Consider the following 17,044-nt stretch of genomic DNA (forward strand, 5'->3'; position numbering starts at 1 on the left):
GCCCATCCTGTTGTTGCTATTCATTGGATGCTACGAGCCGTCGGTGAGGTCAGTGTGAAGTCGCCCCCGGGGTCGGGGTGGCCGTGTCGCCCAAGAAAAAAGCCCCACAGGCTTTCGCATGTGAGGCTTTGATTTGGCTCCCCGACCTGGGCTCGAACCAGGGACCTACGGATTAACAGTCCGGCGCTCTACCGACTGAGCTATCGAGGAAAAGTTCTATGTCGGCACGCCAAGCGGTTGCGGCATGCGTCTTGTCGTCTTTCGACGTGATTTCTGTGGCTCCCCGACCTGGGCTCGAACCAGGGACCTACGGATTAACAGTCCGGCGCTCTACCGACTGAGCTATCGAGGAACAGAGCCCGCCATTATAGGGGCTTTTTCGGGTGACTCACAAGCGGACCTCAAGACTTGCACGGAAAGTTCTCGGCGCAAGGGGGTAGAGGTAGCTGTGCTCGTACTGCCAGGGCGACTCGCGCCATGCCCGGCGATTGGCGAGGTTGTCGACCGCCGCACGCCAGATCCAGGTCTGGCCGCCCACGCCATGCAGGTAGCGCACGCCTGCGTCGGCCACCGTCCATGCCGCCACCGGGATGCTGTTGTCGGGCGTCGCGAAGCGGCTGCCTTCATGACGCAGGCCGAGTTGGGCCTGCAGGCCGGGCAACAGGTCCTGGCGCAGCTGGGCCTTGATGGTGGTCTGCGGCACGTTGGGCGGCACGAGGCCGTTGAGGCTGGCATCGGTGCTGCCGTCGCGGCGTGCCTGCAGACGCGTGGCGCTGGCGAACAGGCCGCCGCCGCTCCATTTCAGGTCGGCGCTGGCCTCGATGCCGCGGTGGCGGGCGTACCCGTCGATACGGCGCTCGCAGCTGTCCTGGGCGCTGCATGCCTGGAAGCCGGGCAGCAGGACGTCGCGCCAGACCGGGCGGCGGATGTCGAAGACGGTGAGCGCACCCTCGACGCGCTGGGTGCCGGTCTTCAGGCCGATCTCGGTCTGGCGGCTCTTCATCGCGGGAAGCGCCTGGCCGCGGTTCCTGTAACGCGGTCGGTTGGGCACAACGTCGCTTTCGACACCCTCGCCCCAGCTGGCGTAGAGCAGCCAGTCGCTGGCGATGGCATGGCTGAGTGCGATCCACGGCGTGGTGACGCTCTGCGAATAGTCCGTCGGGCGCGAGCCGTCGGTGCGCACGCTCTCGCGATTCAGCCGGGTGTGGCGCAGACCCAGCCAGGCGGTGGTGTCGGCCGTCAGGGCCACGCGGTCGCGCAGATACAGCTCGTTGCTGCGTTCATCGCGGTTGGTGTTCTCGTCTGTCAGCTCGGGTGCGGCGGGCGTGACGGCACTGCCATCGATGTTGCCGGAGCCGGTGTAGTTGTAGGCCTGGCGCTGGAAGCGGCTCTTGAACCGGCTGCTCAGGCCGCCGACGGTGAGGTCATGGCGCAACCCGGCGAGCTGCACGGGGCCGCTGGCGGAGATATCCAGCGACGTCGTGTCGCGGTGCTCGTTCTCGCTGCGGAAGTCGTACATGTCGTAGCTCCCGTCGGGGCAGAAGCTGGAGGCGTAGTAGCTGCCGTCGGCCGCGGTGCAGCCAAACGCATAGGCGAGCCGGTCGTCGGTGCGCAAGCGCTGGATGCCCAGCGCTGCCTGGGCACGCCATTCACCGGCCAGCTTCTGCTGCACCCGCAGCGAGGCGTTCGTGTTGTCGAACACGACAGGAAGGCTCCAGGGCTGGTTGTTGAGATTGAGGTTGGGGTCGATGCGCTTCGGGTCGGGCAGGCGGTCGCCCAGCAGGCTGAAGCCCTGCTGGCTGGGCTGGCTCTGCCGGTTGAACTCGACCTCGGCCTCCACCAGGGTGTCGGGGCTGAGGCGCCAGTCGGTGGCCAGCGCGGCGGTGTGCGAGTGGCCCTGGGTATCGCGCAGCATCGGATCGAGTCGGGCCGCGGCGAGGTTGACGCGCAGGCCGAACTCGCGGTTCGCGCCGAAGCGCTGAGAGTGGTCCACGCGGGCTTCCACGGTGCCGCGCTCAATGACGCCCAGCATCAGCGTCGTCGCGTCGTCAGCCAGCGGGCGCTTGACGACGAGGTTGACGAGGCCGGCCGGCGCGCTCGTGCCGGCCTGAATGCCGGAGCTGCCCTTGAGCACCTCTACGGCGGCCTTGTTGGCCAGCGACAGCGCGGTCTCGCCGCTGATGGGCAGGCCGTCGCGACGCAGGTTGAAGCGGTTGTCGAGGTCGAAGCCGCGCACCTTGAGGTTGGACCAATAGCCGACGGCGTTGTAGCTGTCGGAGACGGAGGCGTCGAGCTTGGTGATGCCCGAAAGCTGGCTGATGCCGAGGTCATCGAGCCGTTCGGCGGACAGGCTCAGCGCCTGCATGGGCAGCTTGGCGGGCGGGTCGCTAAAGCCGGCCAGGCCGGGGGCGACCTCGGTGGCTTTGCCGGTCACGCTCACCTGGGGCAGCGTCTGCGCGCAGGCCAGGCTGGTGGAGAGCAGCGCCGTGGCAGCGCCGATGAGGGAAAAGGAAGGTTTTGCCATCGAAGTTCAAAGCGATGGCAGGTCGGCAAACACTGAAGACGCCAAGCCCCCGGGAGACGGGAACGGTGTGGGGCTGCGGTTCGGCTGCTTCCCTGCGCGAGGATTACCTCAATCAGGTTCAAAGGGACTGTCTCAGTCGATGGCGGTGGGCCATCAACACCCCTAGCGGAGAGCCGCCGGCGCAAGCACCGGCGACGCGTGGATTCTAAAAGAAAACGGCCCGCGCAGTGGGCGGGCCGTTGTCAGGACACATGGCCTGTCAGTCGAACACCGGCGAGTCCACGCCGAGCACCTTGTGCAGCTTGGGGCTGGTCGTCGTGTACTGCAGGTGCACGCGCTTGTCGGGGAAGACGTAGGGCGCGGCGCCGAAGGCCGCCAGCGCGCATTCGTGAAAGCCGCTGAGGATGAGCTTCTTCTTGCCCGGGTAGGTGTTCACGTCGCCGACCGCGAAGATGCCCGGCACGCTGGTCTCGAACTTCTCGGTGTCGACGACGATCTGCTTGCGCTCCAGCGCCAGGCCCCATTCGGCAATGGGGCCGAGCTTCGGCGACAGGCCGAAGAAGGCCAGCACCTGGTCGCACGGCACGATGCGGGTGATGCCGTCGTTGCCGGTGATCTTGAGGCCGGTCAACTGGCCGTCGCGCTCGTCGATGCCGGTCGCCTGGCCGACGATGAACTGCATTTCCTGGGCTTCGCACAGCTCATGCATCCTGGCCACGCTTGCGGGCGCGGCGCGGAAGCCATCGCGGCGGTGCACGAGGATGACGCTCTCGGCCTTGTGCGGGTTGCCGTCGGCGTGAGCGGCGCAGAAGTTCAGCGCCCAGTCCAGCGCCGAATCGCCGCCGCCGATGATGAGCAGGTTCTTGCCGGCGAACTGACCCGGGCCCTTGACGCGGTAGTGGACCTGCGTGCCCTCGTACTTCTCGACGCCTTCCACCTTCAGCGTGCGCGGCTGGAACGAGCCGACGCCGCCGGCGATGAACACCGTCCGGGTGAGGAACTGCGTGCCCTTGCTGGTCTCGACGAAGAAGCGGCCATCGCCCTGCTTCTGCACTGTCGTCACTTCCTGGCCCAGGTGGAAGGTCGCGCCGAAGGGCTCGATCTGCTTGAGCAGGTTGTCGGTCAGCTCCTTGCCGGTGCACATGGGCACGGCCGGGATGTCGTAGATGGGCTTGTCGGGATACAGCTCGATGCACTGGCCGCCGGGGTAGGCCAGGCTGTCGATGATGTGGGCCTTGATCTCGAGCAGGCCCAGCTCGAACACCTGGAAGAGGCCCACCGGCCCCGCGCCGACGATGACGGCGTCGGTCGCTATGGCATCGGGGCGCGGGGAGGCTTGTTCTTGCATGCGAGGCGGCGCGGGCGCGCCGGGTATATCAGCGGATGAGTTCGTCGAGCTTGCCCGTCCGGTCCTTCCACTCCTCGGCGTCCGGCAGCGCGGGCTTGCGCTTGGTGATGCTGGGCCACTTCTTGGCCAGGTCCGCGTTGATCTTGATCATGTGGACCTGATCACCGGGCACATCCTCCTCCGGCATGATGGCATTGACCGGGCACTCGGGGATGCACACGGCGCAGTCGATGCACTCATCGGGGTCGATGGTCAGGAAGTTCGGGCCTTCGCGGAAGCAGTCGACCGGACAGACATCGACGCAGTCGGTGTACTTGCAGCGGATGCAGGATTCGGTGACGACGTGGGTCATGGGGAGCTCTTGGCAGTGAGGGGCGCCTTCATCGACGGGATTTCGGGCGAAATGGCGATTTTATTGGAGGCCGGCATGGGCTTTCCCTGATCTCCGACAACACCCGCGCCAGTCCCCACCGTGACGACGGTGGGGCGGCCACGGTGCAGCAGCGCCGCGCGGGCAAGATCGGCGAGGGCGTGTTCGCTCGTGATGGCGTCCGGGCAGCCGGCTCGGCTGACGACCAGCGTGGGGGTGTCGGCGGCCCAGCCTGCGGCAAGCAGTTGGCGGCCCAGCGCGGCCAGCTGGCGGCCGGCCATGTAGAAGACCTCGGTGTCGGCCGAGCGGGCGGCACGCAGCTCACCGGCCTCGGTCATGGCGGTCGTCAGGCTCACGCTGCGGCCGCGGCCACGGCGGGTCAGCGGGCGCTGGGCCTGGGCGGCGGCGGCCAGCGCCGCGGTGACGCCGGGCACGACCTCGCTGGCGATGCCGGCCTCGGCCAAGGCCATCAGCTCTTCCTCCAGGCGGCCGAAGACGCTGGCGTCGCCGCCCTTCAAGCGCACGACCAGGGCGTGCTCCCTGGCAGCCTTGACGAGCAGTGCGTTGATCTCCGTCTGCTTGGCCGAATGCTCGAAGCCGCGCTTGCCGACGCAGATCCACCGGGCCTGCGGCGCGAGGTCGCGCAGGGCCGGATCGGCCAGCGCGTCGGCGAGCACGACATCGGCCTGCGCCAGCGCGCGGGCGCCACGCAGCGTGATCAGGTCGGCGGCACCGGGGCCGGCGCTGACGAAGATCACTTTCCCGGTCATGGCTGCACCCATCGCAGCTGGTGCCGCTCCGTCATGCAGGGGCGGCCTTGCCTTGAGTGGCCCGGCGCGGCGTTCATCACCAGGCCTCGTCCACCACTGCGGCCTGCACGTCCACCAGCAGCGCGCCACTGGTACGGTGGCTGGCGGGGTCGACGACGATCAGCGCGCCGCCGACGCGGTTGTCCTTGAAGGGTTCGACCGGCAGCTCGTGCTGCACTTCCATCTGCACGCGGCCGATGGCGTTGACGGGCAGCTCATGCGCGTCCTGCGGCTGCAGCGTGTTGATGTCCAGCACGGAATCGATGGCCGAGATGCGCGCCTGCACCCAGCGGTTGCCATGCCGCACCCAGTACTTGCGGCCGGGCTTGGCGGCTTCGGTGTCCAGCCAGGCCAGGGTCGCCGGGAAGGTCCTGGTGCTCGTGGCCGAGCCGGGCGTGACGATCCAGTCGCCGCGGCTGACGTCGAGCTGGCGGTCCAGCACCAGGCCTGCCGAGTCGCCGGCCTCGGCGCTGGGCACGGTCTCGCCGGCCAGGCGCACCTGGGCGACCACTGCTGTCTGGCGTGACGGCAGCACCTCGATGGTGTCGCCGGCCTTGACGGCGCCGTGGGCGATGCGACCCCACAGCACGCGGGGCTGGAAGCCCGTGCCTTCGGACTGGTGCGCGTTCTTCTGGACGTACTGCACGGGCAGGCTCAGCGGCGCGTCGGCACGCTCGCTCAACGTCGGCAGACGCTCCAGCACCTGCAGCAGGCTTTCGCCGTTCCACCAGGGGGCGTCCAGCGGCTGGGTCACGTTGTCGCCCCGCAGCGCGCTGACGGGCACCGTGGCGGCGACGTTCAGGCCGGCGGCGGCGGAGAACTTGTCCAGCGCGGCCTTGACCTTGGCGAAGCCGGCGCCGGCATCGTCCAGCGCGTCGATCTTGTTGATCGCGAAGACGATGCTGGGCACGCGCAGCAGCTGGGCCAGCAGCGAGTGGCGGCGAGTCTGCGGCAGCAGCTGGACTTCATCCTGGGTCAGGTCCAGCTTGGTGATGTCCACCAGCACGACGGCAGCGTCGGAGCCGGCGGCGGCCGTGACCATGTTGCGCGTGTACTGCTCGTGGCCGGGGGCATCGGCGATGATGAACTTGCGCGTCTTGGTGGCGAAGTAGCGGTAGGCCACGTCGATGGTGATGCCTTGCTCGCGCTCGGCCTCGAGGCCGTCGGTCAGCAGGCTCAGGTCGATGGGGCGGCCGGCGGCGCGGCGCTCCAGCGTGTCGAGCTGGTCGGCGAGGATGGCCTGGCCGTCGAACAACAGGCGGCCGATCAGCGTGGACTTGCCGTCGTCGACGGAACCCGCCGTGAGGAATCGCAGCGCCTTCATCAGAAATACCCTTCCTTCTTGCGCTTCTCCATGGAAGCTTCGCTGGTGCGGTCGTCCATGCGGGTGGCGCCGCGTTCGCTCACGGTGACGGTCAGTGTCTCGGCCACGACCTCGCTCGCGTTGGCGGCAGGGCTCTCGACCGGGCAGGTGCAGGTCATGTCGCCGACGGTGCGAAAACGCACGGTGGCGGTCTCGACGGTCTCGCCGGCCTCGGGCGGCGTCACCTCGGTCAGCGGCACCAGCAGGCCCTTGCGGCGGATGACCTGGCGCTCATGCGCGTAGTACATCTGCGGCAGCGGGATGCTCTCGCGGGCGATGTAGAGCCACACGTCCAGTTCGGTCCAGTTGCTGATCGGGAAGCAGCGGAAGTGCTCGCCCGGACGGATGCGCGTGTTGAACAGCGTCCACAGCTCGGGGCGCTGCTCCTTGGGCTGCCATTGGCCGAAGCTGTCGCGGTGGCTGAAGATGCGCTCCTTGGCGCGCGCCTTCTCCTCGTCACGGCGGGCGCCGCCGATGAGGGCGTCGAACTTGTGCTCCTCGATCGTCTCCAGCAGCGTCACCGTCTGGTGGCCGTTGCGGCTTTCCAGCGGATGGCTCAGCCGGATGGTGCCGCGGGCCATGGAATCTTCGAGGTGGCCCACCACCAGCCGCTCGCCCATGTCCGCCACGCGCTGGTCGCGGAAGGTGATGACCTCGGGGAAGTTGTGGCCCGTGTCGATGTGCACCAGCGGGAAGGGCAACTGGCCCGAATAGCCGCTGGGATGGGCCGCGTTCTTCATCTTGAAGGCCTTCTCGGCCAGGCGCAGCACGACGCAGCTGTCCTTGCCGCCGGAGAAGAGCAGGGCGGGGCGCTCGAAGCTGGCGGCCACCTCGCGCAGGATGAAGATGGCCTCCTCCTCCAGCGCATCCAGATGAGCGTGGTCCACGTCGGCGATCAGATGTTCGGGTTTCACAGCAGCGTTCATGATTTGGCGTGCAGGCCGCATTCCTTGGTCGAGTCCTCCCACCACCAGCGGCCGGCGCGGAAGTCCTCGCCGACGGCGATGGCGCGCGTGCAGGGCGCGCAGCCGATGCTGGGCATGAACTGGTCATGCAGCGGGTTGTAGGGGACGTCGTTCTTCTCGACATAGGCCCAGACCTCGGCCCAGGTCCAGTCGGCGATGGGGCTGATCTTGCGGCGGGCGTTGCCGTCGTCCTCGTCGAAGGCCACGTCCCCGCGCGCGCCGCTTTGCTCGCGGCGCAGGCCGGTGATCCAGGCCGAGCGGCCCTTGAGCATGCGGGTGAGCGGCTCCATCTTGCGCACGCCGCAGCAGGCCTTGCGCAACTCGATGCTCCGGTACATCGCGTCCTCGCCCTCGCGGGCGACGAATTGCACGACGGCCTGCTCCACGGGCTTGAAGACCTCGACCTCGAAGCCGTAGCGGTCCTTGATCTGCGGGATCAGCGCCAGCGTTTCGGGATGCAGCCTGCCGGTGTCCAGCGTGGATATGGCGATGGGCAGCCGGGTGCGCGCGATCAGGTCGGTGATGACCATGTCTTCCACGCCGAGGCTGCTGCTTTGAACCAGGCCGTCGCCATGCTCGATGCTGGCATCGCGCAGGCGCTGCAGCGCGGCCTCGATCTTGGTGTCCAGCGCCGGCGTCCACCTGGCGTAGAGGCCGATGGCCTTTCCTGCCGATGACGCGGCGGCCCAGGGCAGGCTGGAGACGCCGTCGCTCACGCCGCGCTCCTGCGCAGGAACCACGGGCGCGTCTCGTCCACGTCGCCCTGGTAGAAGCCGACCGGCGCGAACAGGTCGAGCGCCTTCTGTGCCGCGGCCTGCGACTGGTCGCCGCGCATGACGACCTCGTCGAAGCCGGTGCGCGCCAGCAGCTGCATCATGTCGACAAGCACCTCGCCGCGGGCGCGGATGGCGCCCTTGTACTGGTGGCGGATGCGCAGCAGGTGGGCCTGGCTGTAGGCGCGGCCGTCGGTCCACTTCGGGAAGTCCAGCACGACGAGCGCGATGCGCGACAGGTCGGGTGCGAGCTGGTTGATGTCGGCGTCGTTGGGGAACTCGATGGCCACCGGCACGTCCTGCGGCCAGTGCGCGCGCACGGCGTGCCATTGCTCCAGCGTGAGCAGCCGGTTGGGTGCGGGATCGGGATCGGGCTTGGGGCCGTCTTCGCCGATGGCGTGCTTCCAGGCGCAGGTGGTGGCGTTGATGAACTTCATGGATCAGGCCTTCGCGGTCGAGACGCGAATGGCGTTCGCGGCGGTCTTGAACGGGTCAAGGCCCAGGCGCTTGACCGTGTCGATGAAATGCTCGCCCGCCCAGCGCTCGCGCTTGAACGTGTCGATGACGGCATCGATGGCGTCGGCGATCTCGTCGGCCGCGAAGCTCGGGCCGATGACCTTGCCGGCCACCGTCCTGCCTGACAGCGTGCTGCCGTCGCTGCCGCCCAGCGTCAGCTGGTACCACTCGGTGCCGTCCTTGTCGACGCCGAGGATGCCGATGTGGCCGCTGTGGTGGTGGCCGCAGGAGTTGATGCAGCCGCTGATGTGCAGGTCGAGCTCGCCGAGGTCTTCGAGCTCGTCGATGTCCTGGTAGCGCTCGGCGATCTCGGCGGCCAGCGGCAGCGAGCGGGCGTTGGCCAGCGCGCAGAAGTCGCCGCCGGGGCAGGCGATCTGGTCGGTGAGCAGGCCGGCGTTGGGCGTGGCGAAGCCGGCGGCGCGGGCCGCCTGGAAGAGCTCGGGCAGGTCGGCCTCGCGCACCCAGGGCAGCACGAGGTTCTGGCGGTGCGACACGCGCAGCTCGCCATGGCTGAACTGCTCGGCCAGCGCGGCGGCGGTATCCATCACGTCGGCGGAGGTGTCGCCGGGCGCGATGCCCACGCGCTTGAGGCTGAGCGTGACGGCTCGGTAGCCGCTGACGCGGTGGCCGTGCACATTGCGTTGAAGCCAGCGGGCGAAGGCCGGGTCGCTGGTGTCCAGCTGCACGGGGTCCTGCGCCTTCACGCCGGCCGGGTCGACGAAGCAGGCGGCCACACGGTCCAGCTCGGCCTGCGGGATGATCTGCTCGTGGCCGGCCGGGTCGCCGGACAGGATGCGCTGGAACTCCTCGTTGACCGCGTCGAAGAACTTCTGGCCTTCCGCCTTCACGAGGATCTTGATGCGGGCCTTGTAGAGGTTGTCGCGGCGGCCGGCGAGATTGTAGACGCGCACGATGGCCTCGATGTAGACGAGGATCTGGTGCCATGGGACGAAGGAGCTGATCTCGACGCCCGGAATCGGCGTGCGGCCCATGCCGCCGCCGACGAAGACCTGGAAGCCGACCTCGCCGGCCTCGTTCTTCTTGAGCTGCAGGCCGATGTCGTGCCAGCCGATCGCCGCGCGGTCCTCGGCGGCGCCGCTGATGGCGATCTTGAACTTGCGCGGCAGGTGCGCGAACTCAGGGTGCAGCGTGCTCCACTGGCGCAGCACCTCGGCATAGGGGCGCGCGTCGACGACCTCGTCCGGCGCGATGCCGACGAAGGCGTCGCTGGTGATGTTGCGGATGCAGTTGCCGCTGGTCTGGATGCCGTGCATGTCCACCTCGGCCAGCAGCTCCATGACCTCGGCGCTCTTCACGAGCGGGATCCAGTTGTATTGCAGGTTCTGGCGCGTCGTGAAATGGCCATAGCCGCCCTGGCCGGCGAACGGGCCGTCGGGCTGGCGGTCGTAGTCGCGGGCGATCCTGGCGAGCTGGCGCAGCTGGCGCGAGGACAGCTCGCCATACGGCACGGCGACGCGCAGCATGGGCGCATGGCGCTGGATGTACCAGCCGTTTTGCAGGCGCAGGGCGCGGAACTCATCGGTGCCGAGCGTGCCGGCGAGATGGCGTTCGAGCTGGTCGCGGTACTGGGCGGCGCGGGCGTGGACGAAGCGGCGGTCGAATTCGGTGTACTGGTACATCGCGGGCAGGGGCTGGCCTGTCGTCAGGCGAAGGCCGCCACTCTAGAGACTGCTGCGCCGCAACAGAACTACAGAGTTTTTTGGGCCTTATGCCCAGCGCGAATAAGCAACTTCAGTTTGTAGCCAGAAATCGCAATGCGGCCACCTGTTCCTCGATGCGTGGCGGCACCGCTTCCCGCCCGTCCAGCATGGCCTGTATCAGCGCCGCGTTCTCGGCCGGCGCGCAGGCCGGCGACAGCGGCCAGTCCAGGTCGGCCGTGTCGGCCGGATGCAGCGCCGCCGCCTGGCCATCCTGGAAGCCGATCAGATGGGCCTTGCGGCGCAGATGGGCATAGGCCTCGCCCTCGCTGGCCCGCATCAGCAAGGCCCGGCCGCCGTGCGCGGTCAGCCCGGGCAGGGCGGCTGCCATGCTGTCCAGGTACTCCGGATGCGTCACCGCGACGACCCGCACGCCACGTCCGGCGGGGAAGGGGTCGAGCAGCTTGGCCAGGCTGTGCGCGCTGTTGCGCACGCCCAACCTCGGGCGCAGGGCCATCAGGGCATTCAAGCCAGGGTTCAGCTTTTGCAAAGGCAGCACCGCCAGGCGCTCGTCGCGCAGGCGCTGCTCGGCGTCGGCCAGGGTGTCGCTGGCCGGCAGGCCCAGCGCATCCAGCAGCTCGAAGGGGCTGACCCGGCTGTCGAAGTCGTGCCGGCCGAAGACCAGCACCGGCACGCCCTCGCGCGCCAGCAGCCGGGCCACCAGCGGCATCAGGTTGGCCTGCTTGCGTGCGCCATTGAAACTGGGCAGCAGCACGGTGCGCGGGCCCTGGCCGGCGGGCAACGGAGCGGCCAGCGGGGCCGTGCGTGACTGCAGCGCGGCCAGGAACCCCGCCACCTCCTCGACGCTCTCGCCCTTCACGCGCAGCGCGATCAGCAACGCGCCAAGCTCCATGTCAGGTACCCGGCCGTCCAGCATCGCGCCGAACAAGGCCTCGGCCTGTGCCCGGTTCAGGTCGCGGGCGCCGCGGGGCCCCCGGCCCAGCTCCTTGATCAGTGCTGCGTACTCCATGGCGCCAGTGTAGGAAGGCCGTGGCGCACCGCGGGCCTGGGTCGCGCGAGAAAGCATGCGGGCGCGGGTCCGCGCGGGGATACTGCCTCGCAACGTGGTCTGACTTTCCCGAGCCATGCCCCTCCTCAAGCCCAGGACGCTGTACATCACGCTGAGCGTCTTGATGATCGGTCTCGTGACGCTGGTGTATGGCGCGCTGCTGCTGCACGAGCGCTCGCGCAGCGACCGGCTCATGCTGCAGCAGGCCGGCGCTGCCGCCAAGCGCATCGGACGCGAGGCCGCGGCCGCCGTGGAGGCGGAGCTGCGGCCGGCGCGCGTCAGCGTGGCGCTGTTGACCTCGGGCGCGCTGGGCCAAGCCTCGACGCAGGCCGGGCGGCTCGCGGCCCTGCCGCAGCTGGCGGCCGCGCTGCGCAGCAATGCGGCGCTGTCGGCCGTCTACGTGGGCACGGCGCGCGGCTCCTTCTTCCTGCTGCGTCGCCTGGACGATGCCAGCACCCGCAGCCGCATGGGCGCACCGCCCGACGCAGCCTATGGCCTGCAGAGCGTGGATCGAGACGGCGGTGCGCCGCGCGGCAGCTACCGCTTCTTCGACGCCGGGCTGCGCGAGCTGCAGCAGATGGAGCGGCCGGAGTACACGTTCGACCCGCGCACGCGGCCCTGGTACGAGCTGGCCCGTCAGGCCGGCGACGGCCATCCCGTGCAGTCCGAGCCCTATGTCTTCTTCACCACCGGCGAGCCGGGCGTGACGCTGGCGCAGGCGCGGGGAGAGGCCGTCGTCGGGGCCGACGTCAGCCTGCTGGCCCTGGGCGCGATGCTGACGCGGCCGCAGATCAGTCCCTCGGCCGAGCTGCTGATCGCCACCACCGACGGCGGCCTGCTCGTGCAGGCGCGCCGCGCGCTGCCGCCGGGGGCGGGAGGCCGGGCGCTGCCCCTGGTCGCGCAAGCCGCGTCGCCACTGATGCAGGCGCTGTGGGCGCGCCGCGATGCCGAAGGCCGGCTGGCCCCGGTGCAGGACGTTTCGGGCCGCGAGTGGGTGTCCCACGCGCTGCCGCTGGCCTCCGATCGCGAGGCCGGCACGGCGCTGACGCTGCTGATGGCCGCGCCGCGCGATGAACTGCAGGCCTTCCAGATCGAGAGCCGGCGCCACGGCTTCTACATCTCCCTGGGCCTGATGCTGCTGCTGTTGCCCGTCGTGCACCTGCTGGCGGACCGCGTCTCTCGGCCGCTGCGCCAGCTGGCGCGCCAGGCCGAGGCCATCCGGCATTTCGAGTTCGACGGCCCCGACCCCGGGCGCAGCCTGATCCGCGAGGTGGACCGGCTGGCGCAGGCGATGGCGGCGATGAAGCATTCGCTGCGGCGCTTCCTCGACATCAGCGGCGCGCTCAGCGCCGAGCGCGACTTCGATACCTTGCTGGACCGCATCCTGCGCGAGACCATCGCGGTGGCCGGCGCCAGCGGCGGCGCCGTGCACCTGCTCAGCCGCGATGGCGGCCAGCTGCAGCCCGCCGCGACGCGGCTGCAGGATGCGCCGGCGCCGGAATTCGGTGTCACCTGGGACCTGAAGGCGCCCGATGGCGTCGCCGCGCCGGTGCAGGCCGTGCGGGCCGACGCGCCGGTCGACATCGAGCTGAACTGGGACAACCCGAGTCATCTCAAGGCCTATGGGCAGCTGTTTGCCGGCCTGAGCGTGGCGCGGCTGCGCCTGCTGGCCCTGCCGCTGAAGAACCGCCAGGACGAGACCATAGGCACGCTGACGCTGAGCTTTGCGCTGCCGGACCAGGGGCCTGCCGAGCCGCTCGGCGGGGCGCGCGTGGCCTTCGTGCGCGCGCTGTCCGGCACGGCGGCCCTGGCCATCGACAACCACCTGCTGCTGAATGCGCGCAAGGCGCTGCTGGACAGCTTCATCCAGCTCGTGGCCGGTGCCATTGATGCCAAGAGCCCCTACACCGGCGGCCATTGCCAGCGCGTGCCCGAGCTGGCCCGGTTGCTGGCCCAGGCCGCCTGCGACGCCACCGAAGGGCCCTATGCCGGCTTCAAGATGAGCGCCGACGAATGGGAGGCCTTGCACATCGCCGCCTGGCTGCATGACTGCGGCAAGGTCACGACGCCGGAGTACGTCGTCGACAAGGCGACCAAGCTGGAGACCCTCTACAACCGCGTCCACGAGATCCGCACCCGCTTCGAGGTGCTCAAGCGCGACGCGCTGATCGAGCGCATGGCACAGCGCCTGGGTGCCGAGGCCGCTGGCCAGGCCAGGGCCGAGGCGGCGCCGGCCCTGGCGGCGCTGGATGCGGACTATGCCTTCGTCGCGTCCTGCAACCAGGGCGGCGAGTTCCTCAGCCCCGAGCACGAGGCGCGCCTGCGCGAGATCGGCGCACGGCCCTGGCAGCGCACGCTGGACGACAGCCTGGGCCTGTCGGTGGACGAGGCGCGTCGCCTGCCGCTGCCGCGCCCGCCGCTGCCCGCGCCCGAGCGGCTGCTGGCCGACAAGCCCGAGCAGCGGCTGCCCCGGCCGGCGGGCGAGCGGCTCGTCGAGGGCAACCGCTGGGGCTTTCGCATGGCCCAGCCCGAGCACCTCTACGACCGTGGCGAGCTGCACAACCTCTCGGTGTCGCGTGGCACGCTGACGCAGGAGGAGCGTTACAAGATCAACGAGCACATCGTGCAGACGCTGAAGATGCTCGCCGAGCTGCCCTTCCCGCGCCATCTGCGCGCTGTGCCCGAGATCGCGGGCGGCCACCACGAGCGCGTGGACGGCCAGGGCTATCCGCGAGGGCTGAAGGGTGAGCAGATGAGCCCGCAGGCCCGCATGATGGCCATCGCAGACGTCTTCGAGGCGCTGACGGCCGACGACCGGCCCTACAAGCCCGGCAAGCGCCTGTCCGAGGCGCTCGTGCTGATGCAGCGCATGGCCCGCGAGGGCCACCTGGATGCGGAGCTTTTCGAGCTCTTTCTCGCCTCCGGTGCCTGCATGGACTATGCGCGGCGTTTCATGCCGGCCGAGCTTGTTGACGTGGCGGACGTCGGCGCCTATCTGCCTACGCCGCTCGCAACTGGCCGCTGAGCTTGAGCTCGCCGAACAGGTCCTTGGGGTCGGCGAGCTGCGGGATCAGCTCGAGCGGTGCGCCCAGGCCCAGCTGGGCGGCGAGGTCGCGCAACAGGCGCAGCGCCGAGAAGTCCTCCAGCGCGAAGCCGACCGAGTCGAACACGGTGACCTGGCCCGGCGACTCTCGGCCCGGCGCCTGGCCGGCCAGCACGCGCCAGAACTCCGTGACGGGAAAGTCGGCCGGCATCTGCTGCACGTCGCCTTCGATGCGCGACTGCGGCTCGTACTCGACGACGACGCGGGCCATCTCCAGCACGCCGCGGTGCAGCTCGGTCTTGCCGGGGCAGTCGCCGCCGACGCCGTTGATGTGCATGCCGGGCCGGACCATGTCCGGCGTCAGGATGGTGGCGTTGCTCTTGTCGGCCGTCGCGGTGGTGACGATGTCGGCGCCGCGGGCGGCCTCGGCCGCACTGGCGCAGACGGTCAGCGTCAGGCCTGGCGTGGCCTGCAGGTGGCGCACCAGCCGGGCCGTGGCGGCCGGGTCGATGTCGAACAGGCGCAATTCGCGGATGCCGAGCAGGTGGTGGAAGGCCAGGGCCTGGAACTCGCTCTGTGCGCCGTTGCCGATCAGCGCCATCACGCGGCTGTCGGGGCGGGCCAGCTGCTTGGCGACCATGACGGACGTCGCCGCGGTGCGCATCGCGGTCGTGAGTGTCAGCTCGGAGAGCAGCGTCGGGGCGCCTGTCGCCACGTCGGCGAGCACGCCAAAGGCCATCACGGTCGGCAGGCCGAGGCGGTGGTTTTTGGGGTGGCCGTTGACGTACTTGAAGCTGTAGAGGCTGGCGTCGGCGATGGGCATCAGCTCGATAACACCGTCCGGCGAGTGGGTGGCGACGCGCGGTGTCTTGTCGAACTCGGCCCAGCGCAGATAGTCCGCCTCAAGCGTCTCGACGAGGCGGCGAAGTAAATCGGGAAGTCCCACGCGCTGCACGATGCGGGCGATGTCGCTGGGGGTCAGAACGAGGGTCATGCGTGTCTCCTTGAAAGCTGTTGCAAGCATTCTTTCCAGGCGTGTCGTCAAACAGAAGCGCAACTCTTGCCACTAAATGCATTGCAATTTGACAAAATGACAGCCTGAATTGACGATCTGATCAATATGGACGCCCTGGACCAGCAACTTCTCGCCCTGCTGCGCACCGATGCCCGCGCCAGCGTCGCGACGTTGGCCGCCAAGCTCAAGGTCTCGCGGGGCACCGTCACCAACCGCATCGCCCGGCTGGAGGACGGCGGCGTCATTACCGGCTATACGGTGCGCCTGCGGCCCGACGCCGTGCCTGACCAGATCACGGCCTGGATGAGCATCACCGTGGACGGCAACCGCACCCGCGAGGTGGTGGCCATCCTGCTTGGCGAGCCCGGCATCACGGGCCTCTTCGACACCAACGGGCGCTGGGACCTGCTGGCAGAGATCCGCAGCTCCAGCCTGCAGGAGCTGGCCGACGTGCTGGAGCGGGTCCGCCTCATCAAGGGCATCGCCGGCACCGAGACCTCCATCCATCTGCAAAGCTACAAGCTCGGCTGACGGGGGCGCTGCGCGTGGCGGCGGACCGCGCGCGCGCGTCGGTTATCGTGCGTCGCGTTCACCCGTTCCAGACATGATTCCTGTTCTCATCCGCCGTGCCGGGCTGGCCGTCCTGGTCGCGGTCCTCGCCGGCTGTTCCGTCCTGCAGAGCCCGCCCCCGCAGCCCCCGGTCGTCGCGCCGCCGACCGAACCCGTCGTCAAGCCGGCCCCCAGGCCTCCGCGCCTGGGCCTGGCCCTAGGGGGCGGCGCGGCGCGCGGCTTCGCCCACATCGGCGTCATCCAGGTGCTGGAGGAGAACGGCATCAAGGTGGATCTCGTCGCCGGCACCTCGGCCGGCAGCCTGGTCGCGTCGCTCTACGCCTCCGGCAAGGGCGGCAAGGAGCTGCAGCAGCTGGCCGAGACCATGGACGAGGGCGCCATCACCGACTGGTCCTTTCCGCTGCGCGGCCTGATCCGCGGCGAGGCCCTGGCGCGCTACATCCGCGACAAGACCGGCGGCAAGAACATCGACCAGATGGCGCTGCCGCTGGGCATCGTCGCGACGGACCTGTCCGACGGGTCATCCATCCTGTTCCGCAGCGGCGACACCGGCACCGCCGTGCGTGCGTCCAGCGCCGTGCCCGCCGTGTTCCAGCCGGTGCGCATCGGCCAGCGCGAGTATGTCGATGGCGGCCTGGTGTCGCCCGTGCCGGTGCGCTTCGCCAGGGAGATGGGCGCGCAGCTCGTCGTCGCCGTGGACATCACGTCGCCGCCCGAGAAGGACCCACCCGGCGACGCCTTCCGCATGCTGATGCAGACCTTCTCCATCATGGGCCGCAGCATCAACATGTTCGAGCTGCGTGACGCCGACGTCGTCATCCGGCCCAGGCTGGACGGCGTGAGCAGCGCCGACTTCACGGCCCGGCGCCGCGCAGTGCAGGCCGGCCGCGAGGCGGCGCTGGCCATGCTGCCGCTGCTGCGCCAGCGTATCGCCGAGAAGACGCGCTGAGAAGATCATGGCGCCCTCACGCCCGCTGTGTTCACCGCTCCCCGAGGCGGGGCGCCAGGCCCTTCGGGCGGC

The 17,044-nt window shown here is 69.4% G+C and carries 14 protein-coding genes, 2 tRNA genes and 1 riboswitch; of the genes, 3 read left to right on the top strand and 13 right to left on the bottom strand.

Going from position 1 to position 17,044, the window contains the following annotated elements:
- Positions 1 to 134: 134 nt before the first annotated feature.
- From QM732_RS03845 to ybiB, 12 genes are all read right to left on the bottom strand, one after another.
- Positions 135 to 210, bottom strand: a tRNA-Asn gene (locus QM732_RS03845).
- A gap of 66 nt (positions 211 to 276) precedes the next feature.
- Positions 277 to 352 (bottom strand) — tRNA-Asn (locus QM732_RS03850).
- A gap of 36 nt (positions 353 to 388) precedes the next feature.
- Positions 389 to 2,524: a TonB-dependent siderophore receptor gene (locus QM732_RS03855; RefSeq protein WP_415654872.1), complete on the bottom strand. Its 2,136-nt coding sequence runs from the start codon at positions 2,522 to 2,524 to the stop codon at positions 389 to 391.
- A gap of 72 nt (positions 2,525 to 2,596) precedes the next feature.
- Positions 2,597 to 2,698: riboswitch (TPP riboswitch) on the bottom strand.
- 85 nt (positions 2,699 to 2,783) lie between these two features.
- Positions 2,784 to 3,872 (bottom strand): NAD(P)/FAD-dependent oxidoreductase, encoded by a 1,089-nt coding sequence (locus QM732_RS03860; RefSeq protein ID WP_415654873.1) that lies wholly within the window; start codon positions 3,870 to 3,872, stop codon positions 2,784 to 2,786.
- Between the two features lie 28 nt (positions 3,873 to 3,900).
- Positions 3,901 to 4,224: a ferredoxin FdxA gene (gene fdxA, locus QM732_RS03865; protein WP_331175152.1), complete on the bottom strand. Its 324-nt coding sequence runs from the start codon at positions 4,222 to 4,224 to the stop codon at positions 3,901 to 3,903.
- Entirely contained in the window at positions 4,221 to 5,012 is a 792-nt protein-coding gene (gene cobA, locus QM732_RS03870; RefSeq protein WP_415654874.1) for a uroporphyrinogen-III C-methyltransferase, read from the bottom strand. The genes fdxA and cobA overlap by 4 nt, the downstream gene beginning before the upstream one ends.
- A 76-nt stretch (positions 5,013 to 5,088) precedes the next feature.
- On the bottom strand, positions 5,089 to 6,375 hold the full coding sequence (locus QM732_RS03875) for a sulfate adenylyltransferase subunit 1 (protein ID WP_415654875.1): 1,287 nt from the start codon (positions 6,373 to 6,375) through the stop codon (positions 5,089 to 5,091).
- Complete coding sequence (cysD, locus tag QM732_RS03880) at positions 6,375 to 7,340, bottom strand: sulfate adenylyltransferase subunit CysD (RefSeq protein WP_415654876.1); 966 nt, start codon at positions 7,338 to 7,340, stop codon at positions 6,375 to 6,377. Before cysD ends, QM732_RS03875 begins: the two co-directional genes overlap by 1 nt.
- Positions 7,337 to 8,095 carry a phosphoadenylyl-sulfate reductase gene (locus QM732_RS03885; protein WP_415654877.1) on the bottom strand — a complete coding sequence of 253 codons (759 nt, stop codon included), beginning with the start codon at positions 8,093 to 8,095 and terminating at the stop codon, positions 7,337 to 7,339. The genes cysD and QM732_RS03885 overlap by 4 nt, the downstream gene beginning before the upstream one ends.
- Positions 8,092 to 8,589: a DUF934 domain-containing protein gene (locus QM732_RS03890; RefSeq protein ID WP_415654878.1), complete on the bottom strand. Its 498-nt coding sequence runs from the start codon at positions 8,587 to 8,589 to the stop codon at positions 8,092 to 8,094. Before QM732_RS03890 ends, QM732_RS03885 begins: the two co-directional genes overlap by 4 nt.
- A 3-nt stretch (positions 8,590 to 8,592) precedes the next feature.
- A complete protein-coding gene (locus tag QM732_RS03895) occupies positions 8,593 to 10,308 on the bottom strand; it encodes a nitrite/sulfite reductase (protein WP_415654879.1) in 1,716 nt (571 codons plus the stop codon).
- Between the two features lie 112 nt (positions 10,309 to 10,420).
- On the bottom strand, positions 10,421 to 11,356 hold the full coding sequence (gene ybiB, locus QM732_RS03900; RefSeq protein WP_415654880.1) for a DNA-binding protein YbiB: 936 nt from the start codon (positions 11,354 to 11,356) through the stop codon (positions 10,421 to 10,423).
- Between the two features lie 115 nt (positions 11,357 to 11,471).
- Here ybiB and QM732_RS03905 point away from each other — a divergent pair, with 115 nt between their 5' ends.
- Positions 11,472 to 14,420, top strand: coding sequence for an HD domain-containing phosphohydrolase (locus tag QM732_RS03905; protein ID WP_415654881.1), 2,949 nt, complete (start codon positions 11,472 to 11,474; stop codon positions 14,418 to 14,420).
- On the opposite strand, the gene QM732_RS03910 is transcribed toward QM732_RS03905, so the two are convergent.
- The gene (locus tag QM732_RS03910) at positions 14,395 to 15,432 is read right to left on the bottom strand and encodes an ornithine cyclodeaminase (protein WP_415654882.1); all 1,038 of its coding nucleotides are present in this window, start codon (positions 15,430 to 15,432) and stop codon (positions 14,395 to 14,397) included. The genes QM732_RS03905 and QM732_RS03910 overlap by 26 nt on opposite strands.
- Before the next feature lie 126 nt (positions 15,433 to 15,558).
- Here QM732_RS03910 and QM732_RS03915 point away from each other — a divergent pair, with 126 nt between their 5' ends.
- Together QM732_RS03915 and QM732_RS03920 are read left to right on the top strand one after the other, a co-directional pair.
- Positions 15,559 to 15,984, top strand: coding sequence for an Lrp/AsnC family transcriptional regulator (locus tag QM732_RS03915; protein WP_415654883.1), 426 nt, complete (start codon positions 15,559 to 15,561; stop codon positions 15,982 to 15,984).
- Positions 15,985 to 16,057: 73 nt separating this feature from the next.
- Positions 16,058 to 16,972, top strand: a complete 915-nt coding sequence (locus tag QM732_RS03920) for a patatin-like phospholipase family protein (RefSeq protein WP_415654884.1) — start codon at positions 16,058 to 16,060, stop codon at positions 16,970 to 16,972.
- Positions 16,973 to 17,044: the final 72 nt, after the last annotated feature.

The organism is Roseateles sp., assembly GCF_047654805.1.
Taxonomy (GTDB): Bacteria; Pseudomonadota; Gammaproteobacteria; order Burkholderiales; family Burkholderiaceae_C; genus Pelomonas.

Coding starts and splice junctions, on each gene's coding strand:
- QM732_RS03890 (WP_415654878.1), bottom strand. CDS start 8,589: ATGAAGTTCATCAACGCCACCACCTGCGCCTGGAAGCACGCCATCGGC.
- QM732_RS03895 (WP_415654879.1), bottom strand. CDS start 10,308: ATGTACCAGTACACCGAATTCGACCGCCGCTTCGTCCACGCCCGCGCC.
- QM732_RS03915 (WP_415654883.1), top strand. CDS start 15,559: ATGGACGCCCTGGACCAGCAACTTCTCGCCCTGCTGCGCACCGATGCC.
- cysD (WP_415654876.1), bottom strand. CDS start 7,340: ATGAACGCTGCTGTGAAACCCGAACATCTGATCGCCGACGTGGACCAC.
- ybiB (WP_415654880.1), bottom strand. CDS start 11,356: ATGGAGTACGCAGCACTGATCAAGGAGCTGGGCCGGGGGCCCCGCGGC.
- QM732_RS03905 (WP_415654881.1), top strand. CDS start 11,472: ATGCCCCTCCTCAAGCCCAGGACGCTGTACATCACGCTGAGCGTCTTG.
- QM732_RS03875 (WP_415654875.1), bottom strand. CDS start 6,375: ATGAAGGCGCTGCGATTCCTCACGGCGGGTTCCGTCGACGACGGCAAG.
- QM732_RS03910 (WP_415654882.1), bottom strand. CDS start 15,432: ATGACCCTCGTTCTGACCCCCAGCGACATCGCCCGCATCGTGCAGCGC.
- cobA (WP_415654874.1), bottom strand. CDS start 5,012: ATGACCGGGAAAGTGATCTTCGTCAGCGCCGGCCCCGGTGCCGCCGAC.
- QM732_RS03860 (WP_415654873.1), bottom strand. CDS start 3,872: ATGCAAGAACAAGCCTCCCCGCGCCCCGATGCCATAGCGACCGACGCC.
- fdxA (WP_331175152.1), bottom strand. CDS start 4,224: ATGACCCACGTCGTCACCGAATCCTGCATCCGCTGCAAGTACACCGAC.
- QM732_RS03920 (WP_415654884.1), top strand. CDS start 16,058: ATGATTCCTGTTCTCATCCGCCGTGCCGGGCTGGCCGTCCTGGTCGCG.
- QM732_RS03855 (WP_415654872.1), bottom strand. CDS start 2,524: ATGGCAAAACCTTCCTTTTCCCTCATCGGCGCTGCCACGGCGCTGCTC.